The sequence below is a fragment of the Vibrio lentus genome (assembly GCF_030409755.1).
Lineage (GTDB): Bacteria > Pseudomonadota > Gammaproteobacteria > Enterobacterales > Vibrionaceae > Vibrio > Vibrio lentus.
This window is the reverse complement of record NZ_JAUFQE010000001.1, coordinates 1,810,500-1,829,945: the sequence shown is the minus strand read 5'-3', so window position 1 is coordinate 1,829,945 and position 19,446 is coordinate 1,810,500. Positions and strand designations below refer to the sequence as shown.

The window sequence follows — 19,446 nt, the reverse complement described above, 5'->3', positions numbered from 1 at the left end:
TTCCATTTATTGTTCTATTTATAACGCCTAATTTGACACAACTTTCTTACTTATAACAGCCATTATGACAGCCGACACTTTCACGCTTAATCAAATTAATACCGTTAAATTGACGGTGTCTTAAGACGTTTCGCTAGCTGTATTATTGATGTCGACAATGTATGCTTTCAATCTCAGCCTCACAAGACTGCATCATAAAACCGATATCAAAGCCAATAGCAAGGACAGCGAATGACGCAACTCAAACAAGAAATCACGCTTATTTCAGGAATTGGACAACTCTCTACGACCTTGCTTGGCACAGGATTATTTATGATCCCAGCTATCGCGGCAGGCATTGCAGGGCAGCTATCACTACTAGCATGGTTAATCCTGTTTATCGCCATTTGCCCGATTGCACTAACCTTCGCAGCATTAGGGAAACGCTACCCCAATGCAGGGGGCACGGCCTATTTTGTGCGCCAAGCGTTTAACGAGCGTTTAGAGACCAGTGTGGCTTGGTTGTTTGTGAGTGTTATTCCTGTCGGTATTCCGGCGGCGATTGCATTGGCAGGTGGCTTTGCTCAACAACTGTTACCAGCACCACTCGACACACCATTAGGTGCTCAATCCTTTACCGTCGCTCTGCTTATTGCCGTCAATTTGATGGGCAGTAAATCTTCAGGCCGCTTGCAAACCGTAATTGCCTTATCGATTTTTGCTTTAGTCAGCGCGTTTGTCTGGAAAGCCGACATCACTGCTGCTGACATCGCAGTTCCGACTATGACATCCGATTCAATGTGGTCTATTGGTTCTGCATTGGCGGTTATGTTTTGGTGCTTTGTAGGAATCGAAGCCTTTGCTCACATGGGAGAGGAATTTAAGAATCCACAGCGTGACTTCCCCATCGCCATCATTGCCGGGTGTTTCGTCGCAGGCTTGGTGTACTGGGCTTGTTCAGTGGTTATTATCAAGCTAGGCGCTTATGGTTCACCAGAATTTGATGCTGCCTCTATCCCGTGGGTGACAGAGCAACTGTTTGGCAATGGCTTTAAAACCGTCATCAGTGTACTTGGCTTCTTTGCTTGTTTTGCTAGCCTAAACCTTTACACCCAAAGCTTGTCTCGCATGATTTGGGCTCAAGCTCGCCAACACACTCCGACCAGTAAAATGGCGCAGCTCAACAGCCGTGGCGTACCACTTTATCCAACCTTAGCAATCGGCTTTATTGCGCTTATTTCGTGTGTCATCGGCGAGCTGTCTAATTTAGATCTCGAATTCTTTCTTAAACTCGCCAATGGTATTTTTGTTCTAGTTTATCTGCTTGCGATGTTAGCGGCCTGCCGATTACTGACTGGCGCATCGAGATACACAGCCATGATTTCACTGGTCATCTGTACCTTGGTGTTTATCTGCCTAAGTTGGTCGATGCTCTATGCAGTGACTGTTTTTGTGACATTGTCACTCCCTTGGCGCAAATGGTTGGGTAAACCCACCGTCTCTATCGACAAGTTGTAACTCGATTAGTGATGAATCAGAAAATTGTAAACAAGCCCTACCAATATTACTGATAAAAAAGCCGAGCGATCTGTTTGATCTTCGGCTTTATGTCAGCCAGTCGGATATTACCAAACCCCAGCACTGCACCACTCCAATCACGAGCATCACTTGATCCATATTCATAAAAGTCAAAAGGACGAATGATGATATTTTCAAACTCTGCTCTACGGCTCCACTCATGTTCAGATATCCCTTGATACCACTTCACGGTCACATGTAGCCCTGCAGCCTGACTGATCACTTCAAGATCGCTATGAAACTCACTTTTAATCGCTTCTATCATCGCTTCATGCTTGAGTTTGTATGAACGACGCATCTTTCTAATATGGCGCAATAAATCGCCTTCACGTACAAAGTCTGCCAGCGCTTCTTGTGTATGTGACGCCGTGTCTCCAGTGAGCGCATCTTTAATCTCAAGACACTTCGCCACCAGACTTTCTGGCACCACCAAATAACCTAGTCGCAAGCCATTGAACATCACCTTACTCAGGGATCCGACATAGATGATACGATCATCGAACCCTAACTTACCCGCTAACCCTTGCATGCTGGTATAAGGGCGATGAGCAAACTGAAACTCACTGTCGTAATCATCCTCAATGATCCATGACTGATGTTGATTGGCCCAATCGATCAGTTTAAGTCGTTGCTCAGTATTGAGTGTCGTCCCCATTGGGTATTGGTTACTCGGCGTGACATACAGAGCCTTAGCATTACTGGACAACACTTTTTCAATATCTATTCCAACCTTTTCACGCACGCTCACACCGTCTAGCTCTAGCCTCAACAGATCGATGATTTTATGCACTTGTCGATAGCCGGGCTCTTCCACAAGGATTTTGTCCCCCATCGCTAACGTTGCCATCAAACCAATTGAGATGGCTTGCTGCGCACCTGCGGTGATGATGATTCTATCCGTACTGCAATGAACTGAACGACTGCTTGCCAGATACCCACTCAACGCTTCCCTCAAGGCTGAGCTTCCTTGAACCTCTTGATTGCCCGCAATGTTCTGACGTGTAGAGTGACGTTGCAGCAACCTCTGCCATTTCGCAAAAGGGAACGCATCTAAGTCAGGAACTCCGGGGGCAAAACTGCGGTTAATGTCGTTAGGTGTCACTCGCACGCTACTTGGCTTATCAACCTCTTTACTCACATCATGTGAACTCTGAATACTGCTCGATTGAGATAAACTCAAGAAATGCTCTGGTTGTTCAACCGAGACATAAAAACCTGAGCCTTGCTTACTCTCAATATAGCCTTCAGTAACCAGTTGTTCGTACGCATAGATCACCGTATTTCGACTTACCGACAGTTCTACAGCCAACTTACGTGTCGAAGGTAACTTACTGCCCTTACTCCATAAATCTTGAACGATCTTTTCTCTGATCGCATGAAACAAGGCGGTTTGACGTGTGTCATGTTGCTCGTCTAGCTGTAGGTCACCGACATCAATAGGCTGCATAACTGGATCCAAACAGTGTTTAAAAGTGGCTCTATTTAATAGATCAGTTAATCGCTACATTAATCAAAAGGCAATGATTAAGGAGCGATTATGTTATCTAACACGAAAAGAACCACGATTAAAAAAGGGGCTCACAAAGCCGTATTTGAACAAGAGAAACTTCATCAAATCATAGATGAGAGCTTAATCGCACACATTGCATTACAAGGCGAACATGGACCCATGGTTATTCCAATGCTCGCGTGGCGAGTGGATGATACGGTCTACATTCATGGCGCTAAAAACAGCCGCTTGTTGAAAGGCTTAAAAAAAGGAGAGCCAACCTGTTTAACGTTCACTTTGTTCGATGGTTGGGTGTTAGCTCGTTCGGCATTTCATCACAGTGCGCATTATCGTTCAGCTGTGGTGTTGGGGTCATTTTCAGTCATCGATGACAACCAAGAAAAGGATCGCTTGTTGAATATCTTTATTGAGCAAATCGCGCCGGGAAGAACCGATGAAGTCAGGCTAAGTAACGAAAAAGAACTCACCGCAACCGAGCTATTGGCGATACCTTTAACGGAAGCCTCCGTGAAGATTGGTAAGCATGGTGTGAATGATGATAAGGCTGATATGGCCGTTCCCGTTTGGGCTGGCGTATTGCCTTACCGAACCGTTGTTGGGCCACTAGAAACAGTACCAGAGCAGGAAGGAATCATTGAAAAGCCTGATTATCAAGCAGCCTATGGCGAACGTTGGTACCAGAATTAGCACGACAAGGTGGTCAGCAAAGGATAATTGTATACAATCTGATTTATCAAATTTTTAACATAACTAAATAGTTAATCAGACAATGCAGAAAAATAAGGAAACTCTCCCACTTCAAGGCTTGCTCAATGGTATTGGGCAAGTCTATTTCACGTCATCTGTCATGACGTCCTTTCTGCTATTGCTCGCCATTTCAATTGAGTCACTGTCACTGGCTTTTCTTACCTTATTCGGTGCGAGTTGCAGCTACGGATTTGCCTTACTGACCAATAAACCGTCTCATGATATTGAGAATGGCATGTATGCGCTAAATGGCGCACTGATTGCTTTGTTCATCGGGAATTTTTTTGAAGTAAATGGGTGGCTGATTTTAGTGGTAGCCCTCGGCTCGCTCATTACCGTACCCATCGCCAAGATCGTGTTTAGCTTTAAGAAGTATCGCGGTTACACAAGTGCCTTCATTGCCACCTCTTGGTCTATCTACATGCTTCAATCAGGCTTGAACCTCCCTTTTTTCACACCCTCAAACACTACGCTACAATCGACAGCGTTTTTAACATTCAACGATTGGTTGAACCTACCAAGCATGGCCATAACGTTGTTAAAAGGCATCAGCCAAGTCAGCTTCATCAACAATGAGTTATCGGGGTTAGTTATCTTGGTTGCGATTGCGTTCAACAATATTAAGCATGCGCTATGGGTAATACTTGCGGTGACCGTCGGCACCTTTTTCAGCCAGTTAATCGGTGTCTCTGACGAACTGATCAAACAAGGCCTGTATGGTTACAATGCTGTGCTTGCGACCTTAGCGCTTGTCCTATATCAACGCATCCCTTGGCCACTGATTATTCTATCCATGCTTCTAAACTGCTTGGTCACTTTGGGCTTTCACAAATTACAGCTCGTTCCCCTTACCGCACCATTCATTTTAAGCACGTGGGGCATGGTTTATTTTGCCAGCCTGCTTAGAAAGAAAGGTTCGAACAGTACAAACTCTACTCCAGCTAAATAATCATGGTTAAGGTTATGGTTAACGATGCTTATTACTGATAACGAAGCTAACTATCCAACTGAAAGCGCTCTGTATATTGCTTAGGCGTCAAACCTCGATGCTTTTTGAACATACGATTAAAGCTCGCCACGTTGGTATAACCCAAACGTTTTGCCACCTCTTCAATAGGTAATGAATATCTCAACAACTCAACCGCGATATTGCTGAGCACGTAACCAGTGATGGTTGAAAAGTTAACGCCGAGATCGTGTAACCGACGCTGAAACTGCTGCTCAGACAACCCCAATAAACTGGATACCTTACTTAAGGTGGGCAAGCCAAAGTGACGGCTGTAATTGATCATTTCATAGGTGACTTTATGGTCATCGGCGGCATCAGGCATATTTAGATAGTTGTCCAAGTCATGAAAATTCATGGCCAGGCTCATTTTACTGACGGACGGAGATTGGTTGGTAGAGAGCCTTAATTTACTTGGTAGCCACACCTCGGTTCTCGGTTTGTCCCACTGGATATTGCAACCAAAGTACTCCTGATAAAGCGCAACATTCTCTCGATGCCCCGCAATTGTCACAGCTGCTGGCTTAAAGTCCTCCCCTAGGTAACAACGCAATATCTTCATCATAAAGATAGCGACTCGAATCGAATCATGAACCTTCCCCGCCTCGGAGTAAGATGGGTTGTGATAACACCACTTGATAAGGTTCCCCACTTGAGCCCCATACAGGTAAGCCCCAGACTGTAAGCAGTGTAGCCCGGTGTTCACTCGACGGATCGTCGAGGCCAAATCGTGACCAGAGAAAATCCAATTCGATAGTGGACCAAGCTTTTCAATTTCTACACGGTCAGCAAGCTTTAATATGATGTCAGGATCGTTGGTTTGTTGCTCAAGGCCCACAAACCAACGGTCTACTTCACGTACAGGAATGAGGTTCATCGGGTTCTTAAATACCGAACTTGGAATACCCAATTGTTCGGCATCAACACCATCGTAAGCAACTGCGTACTGGTATATTCCCCAAATACCTAATGCTCTCAGGAAGTTAGAATTATTCATATGAGCGTCTTTCCTTACATAGCAAACACTAATCACGTCATTTAATATCGATTATTAACGTAATCTGTAAAATTACAACCTGTGAATTTGCATTCCATCACACTCGGCGTTCAAATTTTACTTAGGGTTGATCAATGAGTTTACTAAGTGTCCCATTCGTTGGAACAGGCGCAGATACCGCATTACACGTTGTAGCAGGCGTTGTGTTGGTCGCAACAATCGCAGCAGCCTGTTACGGCTTTTGGCGTATTCATGAATTACCAATCAATAAAGCTCACAGTAAAGAGCACCACCAGCTCGGTTTAATCACCGCTTTAACGTGGATTGGCTTCATATGGCACTGGGTATGGGTACTCGCAGTAATCGTGTCGTTTGTTGATATGGAAAAAGCCATTATCAACCTTAGAGATACATGGCGTGCGCCAAGCAACAGCAGCACAGAGAGTACGAGTAATAACAATACTAGTGCTGTCGGCAACGTAAACAGCACCCAATCGGTTGATAATAAGGAGAACCCAGCATGTTAGAAGGTTTGGCTGTATGGGCACTCTTTATTTATTTGCTGCGCTTAGTGGGCATGCCGTGGAACAAAGGTACTAAGGCGTTTGCTTACTTAGGTGGCACGTCTTGGTTACTGTTCGTCTGGGTTGGATTAGTCAACTTTACCCCCATGGATCTTTCTGGCGGGTCGGTTGTACAGTCTCCACATATTCAGTTGCGTCCAGACTCAACATCGGTCAGCGGCAAAACCACCAAGGTTCACATCAGTCCAAACCAAGACGTGACGAAAGGTGAGTTGATCTACGAGATTGATGACACCAAATATGTCATCGCGAGAGACAAAGCGAGCGTTCAACTTGAATCTGCTCACGTAGCTTTAGATACCGCTCGACAAGAAGTCAGTATCGCAAAGGTCAGCCATCAGTCTGCGCTTGAAGACATCAAAGCGTCTATCGCACAAATTGAATCAGCAAAAACAGACTTAGTCCTTCAATCGAAGACACTCTCTCGTTACCAGCGACAAAACAATGTTGTTGAACATACGATTACTGAGACCGACATAGACCAGCAAACGGCCAAGGTAGAATTAGCAACACATAACGTCACCACTTTGGAATCTCAACTGAGTAAAAAAGAAGTCGACGCCGAGAACGCGAAGTTAAACATCCACAAAGCAGAAACGAACGTCAGTAAAAAGCAAACTGAAGTCGACTCTGCAAAGGCAACCTTAGCCCAAGCGCAATGGGACCTTAACAGCACCAAAGTCACCGCACCAACAGATGGCTTTGTGACTAACTTTATTCTTCGTGAAGGGCAGCGAGTCTCAATGATGCCTCGTATCCAGATGTATACAGAAGAGAAGTACGTGCTAATGCGGGTTAATCACCAAGCGATTCGTAACGTAAAAGTGGGCCAACCAGCTGAATTTGCAACGCCGGTTTATCCAGGAAAGGTTTTCTCTGCAACCGTCGAAGGGATTGTTGAAGCGACAGGTGAAGCACAAGCCAGTTTACTTGGTATTGATGAACAGGTTCGAGTCACAACCGGACGGAATCTTCAAAACAAACACCACTTCGTGAGACTGAAGATCGAAGAAACAGAAGGCTATGATATCCCAGTAGGCTCTGTTGGACTGGCATGGGTGAGTGGCGAAAAGCCAATCAGCTTTATGGCATTCTTAGATGTTATCCGTGGAATCATTATCAGAATGAAGTCGCAACTGTACTTCTTCTATTCGATATAACACGACTTCAATAAATTAGAACCAATAGTAAGCCCACATAGACTGATGTCATGTGGGCTTTTTTAGTGCTTGCGTTGGCTTTAGTCTCTGTCTTGGTTTGAGTATCAGTTGGCTTCTTGTCTTTATCGCCTACTTACCACACTTGAAAATACTCAAATCCCCTTACTGATAAAATGTAAAATTGGTTGCAGAGCATCAACAATTCGCAAAATGCATTTTCATAATGCAAAAACACCATTCAAATACGCACCAAATTGCTGTAAAACAGCCCAATTCGTAGGTTTAAAAGTTGGCACGCTATCTGCTATGTATATATTGACCCTTCTTAAGCCGAGGGTCACCTAGCCAACTGACGTTGTTAGTGAACCTTTCTTGTTCACGATATATATAGGCCAATTGCGAATATTGCGATTGGCCATTTTTTTGCCTGCAATTTAAGAAACATCGCCCATCCAATATACAGACATCCATTCATGACCATAATCGCTAGCATTCATAGCGAAGCTCAATCCTGACTCTTCATCTACGCCATAGAAAACGTTTTCTAATTATTTTTAAAAAATTAATTTAAAAAGTAATCTCATGTTTTAAATCTCTATTTTTAACAAAGCTGCCTTAATATCTGACTTATTGACAAAACTAGCATTGACTATGTTATTTATATCACCATAATGCGCTCGTTTGCCTGCAATACGGCGACCGTTATTTTTAATTTTGATCAATTGCGGAGGTAAAAGATGGCTGCGGATAATAACTACAGTCTTGGGCCGGTTCCAACATCGGCTAGGAAAGGAGTTGCTTCACTCACCATGGTAATGCTTGGACTCACTTTCTTCTCTGCAAGTATGTGGACAGGTGGTTCACTCGGGACAGGTCTTTCTTTCAACGATTTCTTCCTCGCCGTTCTCATCGGTAATCTAATTCTTGGTATTTACACTTCTTTTCTTGGCTACATCGGCTCATCTACTGGCCTCTCTACTCACCTCCTCGCTCGTTTCTCTTTCGGTACTAAAGGCTCATGGCTTCCTTCTGCTCTACTTGGTGGTACACAAGTCGGTTGGTTTGGTGTGGGCGTTGCCATGTTTGCGATTCCAGTACAGAAAGCCACGGGCATTGATACCAACACCTTGATTGTTGTATCAGGCTTGTTGATGACAGGTACGGTATACTTCGGTATTAAAGCGCTAATGGTACTCTCAGCGGTTGCCGTTCCTGCGATTGCCATTCTGGGTGGTTACTCAGTACTGACCGCGGTAGACAGTGTTGGCGGGCTAGAACAGCTACAACTCATCGAGCCGGAAACACCAATGGACTTCTCAATGGCACTAGCAATGGTTGTCGGTTCATTCGTGAGTGCAGGTACTTTAACTGCCGATTTCGTTCGCTTTGGTAAAAAGCCAGCGAGCGCAGTATTAATTACAATGGTCGCGTTCTTCATCGGTAACTCACTGATGTTTATCTTTGGTGCAGCCGGTGCAGCAGCGACGGGTCTCTCTGACATTTCAGATGTGATGATTGCGCAAGGACTACTTCTTCCTGCCATCATCGTTCTAGGCTTGAACATCTGGACAACCAACGAAAACGCACTTTATGCATCAGGTCTTGGTTTATCCAACATCACCGGTCGCTCAAGTACTACAATGTCTATCATTAACGGCATCGTAGGTACGATTTTCGCGCTTTGGTTATACAACAACTTCGTCGGCTGGTTAACCTTCCTTTCGCTGGCAATTCCACCGATTGGTGGCGTAATCATCGCCGACTTCTTTGCGAACCGTAAACGTTACAAAGATTTTGCAAAAGCAGAGTTCCAAACCGTTAACTGGGCTGGCATTATCGCGGTAGCAACAGGCGTAGCCGCTGGTCACTTCCTTCCTGGCATAGTTCCTTTGAACGCCGTGTTTGGTGGTGCGATCAGTTACCTCGTGCTTAACCCTCTATTGAATAAAAACGCTCTGAAATCTCAGGCCGCTTAAGGACACACTATGACAACCTTATTAATCAAGAACGCGAAGCTTCAAGACCAAGATGGCTTGAAACAAATCCTGATTGAAAATGGTCAATTTTCTCGCATTCTCGATAATGACGCGCCAATCAATCATCAAGGTGAGATCCTTGATGCTGAAGGTGGCATTGCAGTTTCTCCTTTCTGTGAACCGCATATTCACCTAGATACTACGCAAACGGCTGGAGAACCTAACTGGAACATCTCTGGTACTTTGTTTGAAGGTATTGAGCGTTGGGCCGAACGTAAAGAATTGTTATCAATTGAAGACGTAAAGTCTCGTGCGAAACAAACACTGAAATGGCAGATTGCTAACGGTGTTCAACACGTGCGTACTCACGTTGATGTATCTGATCCAACGTTAGTTGCGTTACGAGCAATGGTTGAAGTTCGTGAAGAGATGAAAGAGTGGGTCGACATCCAGATCGTTGCATTCCCTCAAGAAGGCATTCTTTCATACCCTAACGGTAAAGAATTGCTTGAAGAAGCCGTGAAGATCGGTGCTGACGTTATTGGTGCTATCCCTCACTTCGAATTTACTCGTGAGTACGGTATTGAATCTCTGCACTATGCGTTCGAGCTTGCACGCAAATACGACTGCCTGATCGACGTTCACTGTGATGAAATCGATGACGAGCAATCTCGCTTTGTTGAAACACTGGCGGCTCTTGCTCATAAATTCGACATGGGTGAAAAAGTAACGGCAAGCCATACGACAGCAATGGGCTCTTACAATGGTGCTTACGCATCTCGCCTATTCCGCTTGCTAAAAATGTCGGGGATTAACTTCGTCGCGAACCCGTTAGTAAATATTCACTTACAAGGTCGTTTCGATGACTATCCGAAGCGCCGTGGCGTGACTCGTGTTAAAGAGATGCTAGCGGCTAATATCAATGTGTGTTTCGGCCATGATGATGTGTTTGACCCATGGTATCCACTAGGTACAGCGAATATGCTGCAAGTTCTGCACATGGGACTGCACGTAACACAAGTAATGGGCTACGACCAAATCAACACCTCACTTGATTTGATCAGCAAGAACTCAGCTCGCACTCTAAACATTCAAGACAACTACGGTATTGAAGAAGGTAAGCCTGGTAGCCTACTGATCTTACCTGCGGACAATGGTTTTGATGCTGTTCGTCGCCAAGTGCCAGTTCAATACTCGGTACGACACGGCAAGGTCATCGCTGAAACGCAACCTGCGAAAACAAAAATTAACTTAGATCAGACAGAAGATATCAACTTCAAACGTTAATATCGTCTATACTGATGAAGAAAAGGAAGCTACAGGCTTCCTTTTTACTTTGTCATAGCGTGTAACTTTATAAAACTATCAACTATTAAGGGTAGTTTTGTTAACGAGCACAACATGACAAAAAAACTCGCTGATTTCTCAATCAATGAGTGTACAACCGGAAAGACTGTGTTAACATGCACTCGCTCTGTTAGCCGGAGTTATTTAAGTTAGATAAATAGTAAAAAATGACATGTAAAATCGTTACCCGTTTTTGTAAGTAGTTTTTCCTTATTTCTTAGCAATATTAAATAATTCAATTATCAGCGCATTGCAGTAATGCAATCAACAATTTAGAAAATTTATGAATAAGGGACAAATTATGTCTAACACAAATACTGGCACTGTAAAATGGTTTAACGAAGAGAAAGGTTTCGGTTTCATTTCTCAAGACAACGGCGGTGCTGACGTATTCGTACACTTCCGTGCAATCGCTTCAGAAGGTTTCAAAACTCTGAAAGAAGGCCAAAAGGTTTCTTTCGAAGTTGAAAACGGTCAAAAAGGCCTACAAGCAGCAAACGTTGTTGCTCAATAATTAGCTTTTAGCTAAAAAAGAATTTTAAAGCGCTGATTTTTATCGGTGCTTTTTTATGCCTGCAACAAAACTTCTTATCTGAAATAAAGCTTCTACCCCGTTATCATCTCCTCCCCACTGCGTCATATTACCTACTTTTCAGCTACCCGCTTTCCCCAAACTCTCTCGACTCAACTAACCTATCAAAGCTCATCTTCTATTGATTCTCAAAGCAGCAAGAAGACAGCCAATCAATCTATCAAAAACATAGCGATTCTTCTTAGCAGTTACCAACTTTATGCTAAACCCTCATCAATCGACTTAGTGAAACTCCAAATCTAACCTTCTCCTCTTTGGTCAAAGAACAATCGATTTAACGTTCGATATAAATATGCAATCGATTTCCATAATAAAAATGATTGATTTATCCAACCCTTATCCATTAATTATATAATTTTTAAAGCAAATACATGCAAAATCCGCTAACCTAGCGACAAGTGGCTTTAGTTGGTTTGGTATCTGTAGTAAAAATAATGAACAAAGATGAATTTCAGAAATCCACCGCTAATTTGAAAAAAGCGGTGCCTCTTATGATGAAGAATAGAGTGTCGACAACACCTGCAAATTACGCACTTTGGTACACCTATGTCGACAACGCTATCCCGCAGCTCACCAAAGATATGGATGGTGTGTTAGAGCACTACGGTATCTGCCCTCCTGCGGTAGGTGAACAGCTCTACAACAACTACGTTGCAAGCAAATCTGAAACGAATATCAATGACTTACGAGCAAACCTAGAACTGTTAGTTTCTGAGGTTTCTAACTCAATGAACGATACTCTCACCGACACTTCTGCTTTCTCTGAGATGATCGATAAGAGCTTCGAAGACTTATCTCGCGTCGACAATGAAAGTTTGTCTATCGATGAAGTGATGTCGTTGGTTCGTCAGCTGGTTTCAGAATCTCGCAACATTCGACACTCGACTCAGTTCTTAAGCTCTCAACTGAACTCTGCAACGTCAGAAATCAGCAAACTCAAGACACAACTTGTCAAAGTACAGAAAGACGCGCTATTTGATAGCACGACCACGCTTTATAACCGACGCTCTCTGGATCGTGATTTAGAGACGTTGTGCGAAGCTAAGCAGTCGTTATGCCTCATTCTTCTCGATATTGACCATTTTAAAAACTTCAACGACACCTATGGCCACTTGTTTGGCGATATGGTTCTTAAGGGCATTGCGCGTAAGCTAAAGCAAATGTGTCGCGAAGGGATTTCCGCTTACCGATTCGGTGGCGAAGAGTTCGCTCTCATCGTACCGAACAAATCATTACGCATTGCACGTCAACTTGCTGATACTAATAGACGATCTCTGGAAAAACTGTCGATCAAAGATCGCCGCAGTGGAGAACAGGTCGGTAGCATCACCGCATCGTTTGGCGTTGCAGAGCTTGAACCTGGTGAATCCGCGGAATCCCTGATCGAGCGTGCTGATAAGCTACTTTACGAAGCAAAATCTCTAGGCCGCAATAGAGTGATGCCGCTGTAGTCTGCAATCACCTAAACAAATTTACAGTTAAACGGCGTACTTACTAAGCCCTGAGCTCTAGGTTCTAGGTTCTAGGTTCTAGGTTCTAGGCACAAAAATAGACTCGTAATTAACATCGAAAGCAAAAAGCCCCAATCAATAACCAGTAGGTTAATCATTGGGGCTTTGTCGTTTATGCACAGTCGTCAGTGTTTGATGTTAAAGACAACCAAAATCGCTAACTCATGACTCAGCATCTTTCATGAGTACGAAAGACTAAAGTGCGTAGCAGTAATTAAGGCAATAATCTTCACCGCTCTTAGCTCGGAACTCTTTATCTTCGCTGCATGCTTTTGGTTTACCCTTCTCATCACCTTGAACTAGGCTGATCCAGTGACGTATTGCTGTCGTGATTCCTTGACGCTCAGTATTCGTTTGTACCGCTTCCATTGGTGACTGGCCAAAAGTAGTGCACGACTCGAGCTGAATATCATCGATATCGACCAGTTCAATGCAACCTGTCCCTTTGTGACAACCAAACATCACTTCTAAATGGCTTCCACTGCTATCTCGGAACAAGATTGAGTCTGGGTCACACTTCTCACCCATGAAAGCTACAAACTGCTTAGGATGCTTTAGACCGCTGTGTTGGCCATCTTTGAAATAAGCCATGATATGGCGGTAATCAACTACGTAGCTCGTTACATCTTGATGTGAGCCGTTCTCTAGTGGGAACAATCGGTCTAGCAGTTGCTTCGCTTTGAGTTGCTTCTCAGTTTGCTGTTTGGCACTGATAGTCTCCACGGCAAAGACAGCTTCAGCGATAAATGGTTTTGTTTGTTTTTGGATTTCTGTTTTATCGAATGTAAGCATATTCATAGCCTTTCCCTCTTGACTAACCCGGTGAACATTCACCGATTTTTAAAGCAAAAATGTGTCCTAGAGCAATTATTCCAAACTAACGTTTAACTTATTTGTCATTTTGTGAATTGCTTAGTTTGTAGATTAGCGCTTTTTTACATACAATTTCACAACAAAAATTTTACAATGTGAATTTTACAAATATGGCCTTGTCAAAAAGTTTAGTTCGTCAGTCACATTTCCTAGGTACTAAGATCCGTAACCTTAGGAAGCGTAACCATTTAACCATGGAAGATCTGTCTGCGCGTTGTATTAGAATCAACCCAGAGTACGCACCTTCCGTTTCTTACCTTTCAATGATTGAACGTGGAAAGCGAGTTCCAAGCATCGATATGCTGGAAGTCATTGCGCAGGTCTTTCAGAAGAACCCCACGTGGTTTCTTGACGATGAATCAGAACAACAAGCCATTGCGCCTGACAAAGGGAATCGTGGCGGGATAAGTGGCATGGCACTCGAGCCGAGCTTTCTTTTCTCTAACGACATCCTGCAAATTGCGATACCAGAGATGTTGTCGCAAACCGGCATCTCTGGTCGTCAATTTGCCCACCTCTTGATTCGAGCTCACCAAGAAAGCAATCAAAACCACTTCCCTGATCTAGAACGAGCAGCAGAAGAAGTTGGCTTGAAACGCCTCAACCTTGGCGTTGAAGACCTTATCGACATCGCTAGAAACTTAGGTATTCAAATTCGCTGGGTAACACGCACGCCTCAAGACGTGGTGGATGAGCTTGGAATCAATGCTAAGCAATTAGTGACTTCGTTCTTCGAACCACCCGGTACGATTTTCTTGAACGAAATCCTCAAAGAGTACCCAACTCGACTGAAATACGATTTGTCGGTTTATATCGGCCATTGCATTTTGCACAGCAAGGAAGGGCTTAAGAGTGTGTTGTCGGTCGGTAACAACAACACATGGGACGATAACCAAATATCGGGTTCTTCTCAGCTGAACTCTCAAGACATTCTTCAGGCATGGCGAGACTTCGAATCTAGCTTCTTTGCTGGCGCATTGCTGTGTCCAAAAGTTCCATTTAGACAACTGCTCGATCGTACTGGTTATGAAATCGACGTTCATAAAAGAGCGGGGGTTTCCCCCTCTGTTGCGATGCGCCGAATGACGGTAGTATCGCCCTACCCTCACTGGCACTACTTTGATGCTTATGGGCCGGGGAAACTCAAGGCGGTATACCGCGGGAACGGGATTCCACTGCCTTGGGGGAATATGAGAACGGTCGCCGACCCATGTCAACATTGGGCTGTTTTCCGTCGATTATCTGAACCTAGAGCAGGTAGCTCAGCTCAAATATCTATTTTGAATGTGGGCGATGAGCCAAGAATCTACTGCTGTGAATCCATCAATATGACGGATCCTGCGGGTAACAATCGTGTGTTGTGTGCTGGTATAGACTTAAACCCGGCGATTGATGCTCAAGGTGGTAATTCAAGAGATATCGCTGAGCAGCTTAAGGCTTCATGTGTCAGCAATGGTGGCTCGGTAGCGATACCGCGTAACATCAAGAAAGATCTCACGACAGTAGCCAAGATTCTAAATATAAATTGGATTGAACGCGGGATCGAAACAGAGGCGAGGCTTATCTGCTCCAGAGGAGGGGAATGTCCACGCCAACCAAGCTGCTATTCAAAGTGTGGTGGGGATTAGCGACCTTTTAGCGAGTCTAATGCAGCAAAGCAATAATATGGTCTCAAATAAGAACATGCTCTCAGATAAAAACATAGTGAACTCGTTTGCTATGTTCGATTCACGAGCTTAGTAAAAATAACCAATAGAACTCAAAATTCAGGCAAAAAAAAACCAATCACAATAAAGGTGATTGGTCATATATTTTGTGTGAACAATATGGGTTCACTAACAACGTCAGTTGGCTAGGTGACCCTCGGCTTAAGAAGGGTCACCATTACCAATGCAGTATACGTGCCAACTTTTCACCCACGTATTTACTACGCATCTGGACACGTATTAGACACGAATTGCTGTTTATTTTGCAAAGTGGAATTGCAAATTGCAAAATAAAACAAAAACGCTAGTGATTATGTTGTTATTAAATAATAATTAACGTTCGATTAATCCTCTCAGAGCCTGCCACCTTCCATTCCCCCAACCTATTTTCAAACTAATAACTCATAAAATTTCCATATGACACGCATAAAAAAACGCGAACATTGAATATCAACATTCGCGTTTCATTGGGTTCGATTCAAAGCTTCCAACGTATAGCTTCTAGTTTCTAATTGCTAATTGCAGAAGGTAGCTTTCTAGAAAAGCGACCTTCACAGTAATCAACTTAAACTGAACTCGTCTTTATTTTTGAGCAGCAGGCTTAGAACGATTTCTAGATGGCTTGCTACCAGACGGTTTGTTCGTCGAAGGTTTATTGCCAGAAGGCTTGTTAGACGCCGATTGGTTTGATGAACGGCCAGGGCCATAGCTACCACCGTAACCTGATTTCTTCGGCTTACCAGCACCGTTTTGACCGCCTGAATTGGTGTTCTTCTCAGCGCCTCCAGCAGCATTACCGCGCTTATAGTTGCTACCATTGTTTCTTACAGACTTATCATCACCAGCAACTGCAGAGTTGCTGTCAGAGCCTTTGTTGCCTGAGTTAGGCTTGTTCGCATTTGGCTTACGCTTAGGAGCAGAGCCTGAACCAGAAACATGACGCTTGTTCTTACCTGCTGGTTTGTGCCCACGAGCATTCTCACCAGAACGTTGACCATCAGAGTGTTCACGTGTCTTTTTCGGCTTCTTAGGCTTAATCGGACGCGAATCCAAACGAGATTCAGGCAGTTTGTTTACCGGTGCAAAACCTTCAAGTTCACGGCGCTCCAGCACTTGCTGAATAAGACGCTCGATACCAAACAGTTCACCCACTTCATCAGCACATACCAATGAAATTGCTTTACCCACTTCACCAGCACGGCCAGTACGACCAATACGGTGAACGTAATCTTCTGATACGTTTGGAAGGTCGAAGTTCACTACTTGAGGCAGCTGCGGAATATCGATACCACGAGCTGCAATATCTGTTGCCACTAATACTCGTACTTTACCCGTTTTGAAGTTCTCTAGGGCTTTAGTACGCGCGCCTTGGCTCTTGTTGCCATGAATAGGTGCAGCAGAGATGCCTTGCTCGTCAAGGAAGTGAGAAAGCTTGTTCGCACCGTGTTTCGTTTTGCTGAACACGAGCACTTGTCGCCAATCATTATCTTTGATCAGCTTAGCGAGCATTGGTGCTTTTTTCTTTTTATCTACTGGATAAATGCTCTGTTCAACAGTTGGTGCCGTTGAGTTTGCAGGGCTTACCGAGATTTCAACTGGGTTGTTTACTAAGCCTTTAGCCAAGCCACGAATATCATCAGAGAACGTTGCTGAGAACAGTAGGTTCTGACGTTTTTTAGGCAAGAAAGCCAAGATCTTACGGATGTCGCGAATGAAACCCATGTCTAGCATGCGGTCAGCTTCATCTAACACAAGGATCTCTAGCTGATCAAAACGCACTGCATTTTGATTGTATAGGTCAAGTAGGCGACCCGGTGTTGCCACCAGTACATCACTACCTTTACGCAGTTTTTGCATCTGAGGATTAATTTTCACGCCACCAAATACAACCGTAGAAGTCAAAGGTAGATTGATACCATACTTAACTACGCTGCCATTCACTTGCGCAGCAAGCTCACGAGTCGGTGTTAGTACTAACGCGCGAACTTGATTCTGACGTACGCGAGGACCTTTTGATAACATTTCAAGAATAGGTAGCGTGAAGCCAGCAGTTTTACCTGTACCTGTTTGAGCAGCGGCCATTACGTCTTTGCCCGTTAGGACAGCTGGTACCGCTTTCTCTTGGATTGGTGATGGCTTATCGTAACCTTGTGCTTCAATAGCTTTAAGGATCGGTTCAGAAAGGCCAAGGGAGGTAAAACTCATAGATTATTTTCTCAGTTGAATAACATTTAGTATGAGCAACGCGCAGAAAGAAGTCGTTGCTACAGCTTTCGCTCATCAATAGAATTGATAAGGAGCAAAGCGCGGTATTCTGAGGCTTTTCCCCACATTCAGCAACTAAATTCTAATCACAGTTCTAATTCAACCTACATAACTTGTCGCTTCTGTTCGTACATTTTTTCATCAGCCGCTTTCAAGAGCGCATCGACATCATCGTAGTTATTGTCATGAATAACCCAACCAACACTAATTCTAAGGTAAATTGAGTGTGTCTCGTAGACAACTGGCGTCGTACATATCGCCTTTCGAAGTTTAGCCACAATCGACGATACATGTTGATCATCGATGATGCGTGGCAACAAGACTAAGAACTCGTCCCCTCCTATCCTTGCGACGATATCTGAACCGCGCAATTCACTCTTTATACGCTTAGCACATTCAACTAACACCTGATCGCCAGCCGCATGACCAAACGTGTCGTTAATTGCTTTAAACCCATCGAGATCGATATTTACAACCGCAAAGGTTCTCGCTCTCTGCTTTTGAGTGGTGGTAAATGCCTGCCTAAGGCTGTACATGAAGTATCGACGATTCGGTAGCATGGTTAGCTCATCATGCATAGAACGGCTGTCTGCAATGCGGTACAGACGATAAATAGTAAAGAATGCAATCGCTAACACAAGCATGATGGAATAACCCACCAACCTAACCCCGTGTATTCGATACCAAGGCACGTCCATCAACACATGTTCGTTCCCTGATAGCGCCAAGAACCACCCTCCATAAGGGAAGTTAACTTGCTCAGTGGCAAACGCATTGGCAAATACGTGTTGTTCACCATAGAAGATAGGGCCATCTTTGCCTGAACTATTCGCACCCCGAATCGCGAGTTCGTACTTGTTCTCGATTTTCCCAATTCCGACATCTTCAAACAGTTCAGCTAAGTCAATAACAGCGCTAGATACACCCCAATAGTCTTGATTAAAAGGTGGGTCTCGAAAGATAGGAGTTCGCGTGATGAGAGCTTGGCCACCTTGAAGTAATTCAAAAGGCCCAGCAATAAAGGTGTTGCCAATATTTCGAGCTATCTCAACAGATTCCCATTGGTTTGGATAATCACGATAATTAATACCGAGAATCTGCTCATTACCTTCCATTGGGTAAACGAAATTAAGGATGTCATCTTTGGCGAGCCCGATAATTCGAATGTGAAATCCATCTCGAATGATGTTTTCGGCTATTTTGTCCCAGCTTTTCATATCGCTTTCTGGGTTTATCGTCACAAGCGTGGAGAAATTATTGAGGATATACATATCCGATACGATAGCGGCTTCTATACGAGATCGAATGATGGAAAGCTGCTTTTTTGCCTCAGAATATGATTCATTTTTGAGGAAAGTTAATTGCTTGGCGTGAAAAACCTCTATGGCTGTCACGACAACCAAGAACAACAACAAAGATAATAATTTGGCAGGCCACTGCTTACTCGAACCACTTGGCATTTACGAACCTCTAACACATTTGTTCTGTTTACTGCCTTGAATCGGCTCATTTCTGGCTAATTCTTTCAGTATGCCGACAAGCTATTAAAAATCCACACTTTGCGTCGGGTCTCATTTCATTATTGAGCGATTCATCACTTCATAGTTAGTTAACT

At 44.0% G+C, this 19,446-nt stretch carries 15 protein-coding genes; 10 read left to right on the top strand and 5 right to left on the bottom strand.

Going from position 1 to position 19,446, the window contains the following annotated elements; translation table 11 throughout:
* Positions 1–231: 231 nt before the first annotated feature.
* The gene (gene yjeH / locus QWZ07_RS07790) at positions 232–1,497 is read left to right on the top strand and encodes an L-methionine/branched-chain amino acid transporter (RefSeq protein WP_192853010.1); all 1,266 of its coding nucleotides are present in this window, start codon (positions 232–234) and stop codon (positions 1,495–1,497) included.
* A 46-nt stretch (positions 1,498–1,543) separates the two neighbouring features.
* Here yjeH and pdxR read toward each other — a convergent pair whose 3' ends face one another.
* Positions 1,544–3,004: a MocR-like pyridoxine biosynthesis transcription factor PdxR gene (gene pdxR, locus QWZ07_RS07785; RefSeq protein WP_192853009.1), complete on the bottom strand. Its 1,461-nt coding sequence runs from the start codon at positions 3,002–3,004 to the stop codon at positions 1,544–1,546.
* Between the two features lie 90 nt (positions 3,005–3,094).
* On the opposite strand from pdxR, the gene QWZ07_RS07780 reads away from it, so the two are divergent.
* Together QWZ07_RS07780 and QWZ07_RS07775 are read left to right on the top strand one after the other, a co-directional pair.
* Positions 3,095–3,754 (top strand): pyridoxamine 5'-phosphate oxidase family protein, encoded by a 660-nt coding sequence (locus QWZ07_RS07780; RefSeq protein ID WP_192853008.1) that lies wholly within the window; start codon positions 3,095–3,097, stop codon positions 3,752–3,754.
* Positions 3,755–3,836: 82 nt separating this feature from the next.
* A complete protein-coding gene (locus QWZ07_RS07775) occupies positions 3,837–4,763 on the top strand; it encodes an urea transporter (RefSeq protein ID WP_192853007.1) in 927 nt (308 codons plus the stop codon).
* 46 nt (positions 4,764–4,809) lie between these two features.
* Here QWZ07_RS07775 and QWZ07_RS07770 read toward each other — a convergent pair whose 3' ends face one another.
* A complete protein-coding gene (locus QWZ07_RS07770) occupies positions 4,810–5,817 on the bottom strand; it encodes an AraC family transcriptional regulator (protein ID WP_192853006.1) in 1,008 nt (335 codons plus the stop codon).
* 134 nt (positions 5,818–5,951) lie between these two features.
* On the opposite strand from QWZ07_RS07770, the gene QWZ07_RS07765 reads away from it, so the two are divergent.
* The 6 genes from QWZ07_RS07765 (at position 5,952) to QWZ07_RS07740 (ending at position 12,927) form a co-directional block, all read left to right on the top strand.
* Positions 5,952–6,344 carry an MFS transporter gene (locus tag QWZ07_RS07765; RefSeq protein ID WP_065112725.1) on the top strand — a complete coding sequence of 131 codons (393 nt, stop codon included), beginning with the start codon at positions 5,952–5,954 and terminating at the stop codon, positions 6,342–6,344.
* Positions 6,338–7,561 (top strand): HlyD family secretion protein, encoded by a 1,224-nt coding sequence (locus QWZ07_RS07760; protein WP_192853005.1) that lies wholly within the window; start codon positions 6,338–6,340, stop codon positions 7,559–7,561. The genes QWZ07_RS07765 and QWZ07_RS07760 overlap by 7 nt, the downstream gene beginning before the upstream one ends.
* 737 nt (positions 7,562–8,298) lie before the next feature.
* Positions 8,299–9,537 (top strand): cytosine permease, encoded by a 1,239-nt coding sequence (codB, locus tag QWZ07_RS07755; RefSeq protein WP_076667865.1) that lies wholly within the window; start codon positions 8,299–8,301, stop codon positions 9,535–9,537.
* 9 nt (positions 9,538–9,546) lie between these two features.
* Entirely contained in the window at positions 9,547–10,824 is a 1,278-nt protein-coding gene (locus QWZ07_RS07750) for a cytosine deaminase (RefSeq protein ID WP_065112724.1), read from the top strand.
* Between the two features lie 361 nt (positions 10,825–11,185).
* Positions 11,186–11,398 carry a transcription antiterminator/RNA stability regulator CspE gene (cspE, locus tag QWZ07_RS07745; RefSeq protein WP_004730009.1) on the top strand — a complete coding sequence of 71 codons (213 nt, stop codon included), beginning with the start codon at positions 11,186–11,188 and terminating at the stop codon, positions 11,396–11,398.
* A 512-nt stretch (positions 11,399–11,910) separates the two neighbouring features.
* Entirely contained in the window at positions 11,911–12,927 is a 1,017-nt protein-coding gene (locus QWZ07_RS07740; protein ID WP_192853004.1) for a GGDEF domain-containing protein, read from the top strand.
* 255 nt (positions 12,928–13,182) lie between these two features.
* On the opposite strand, the gene QWZ07_RS07735 is transcribed toward QWZ07_RS07740, so the two are convergent.
* Entirely contained in the window at positions 13,183–13,785 is a 603-nt protein-coding gene (locus QWZ07_RS07735) for an aldolase/citrate lyase/malate synthase family protein (RefSeq protein ID WP_102282063.1), read from the bottom strand.
* 170 nt (positions 13,786–13,955) lie between these two features.
* Here QWZ07_RS07735 and QWZ07_RS07730 point away from each other — a divergent pair, with 170 nt between their 5' ends.
* Positions 13,956–15,488: a DUF3612 domain-containing protein gene (locus QWZ07_RS07730; protein WP_017110788.1), complete on the top strand. Its 1,533-nt coding sequence runs from the start codon at positions 13,956–13,958 to the stop codon at positions 15,486–15,488.
* 660 nt (positions 15,489–16,148) lie between these two features.
* On the opposite strand, the gene QWZ07_RS07725 is transcribed toward QWZ07_RS07730, so the two are convergent.
* Together QWZ07_RS07725 and QWZ07_RS07720 are read right to left on the bottom strand one after the other, a co-directional pair.
* On the bottom strand, positions 16,149–17,771 hold the full coding sequence (locus tag QWZ07_RS07725; RefSeq protein ID WP_076667862.1) for a DEAD/DEAH box helicase: 1,623 nt from the start codon (positions 17,769–17,771) through the stop codon (positions 16,149–16,151).
* A 164-nt stretch (positions 17,772–17,935) separates the two neighbouring features.
* Positions 17,936–19,291, bottom strand: a complete 1,356-nt coding sequence (locus tag QWZ07_RS07720; protein WP_102360930.1) for a diguanylate cyclase — start codon at positions 19,289–19,291, stop codon at positions 17,936–17,938.
* Between the last annotated feature and the right edge of the window lie 155 nt (positions 19,292–19,446).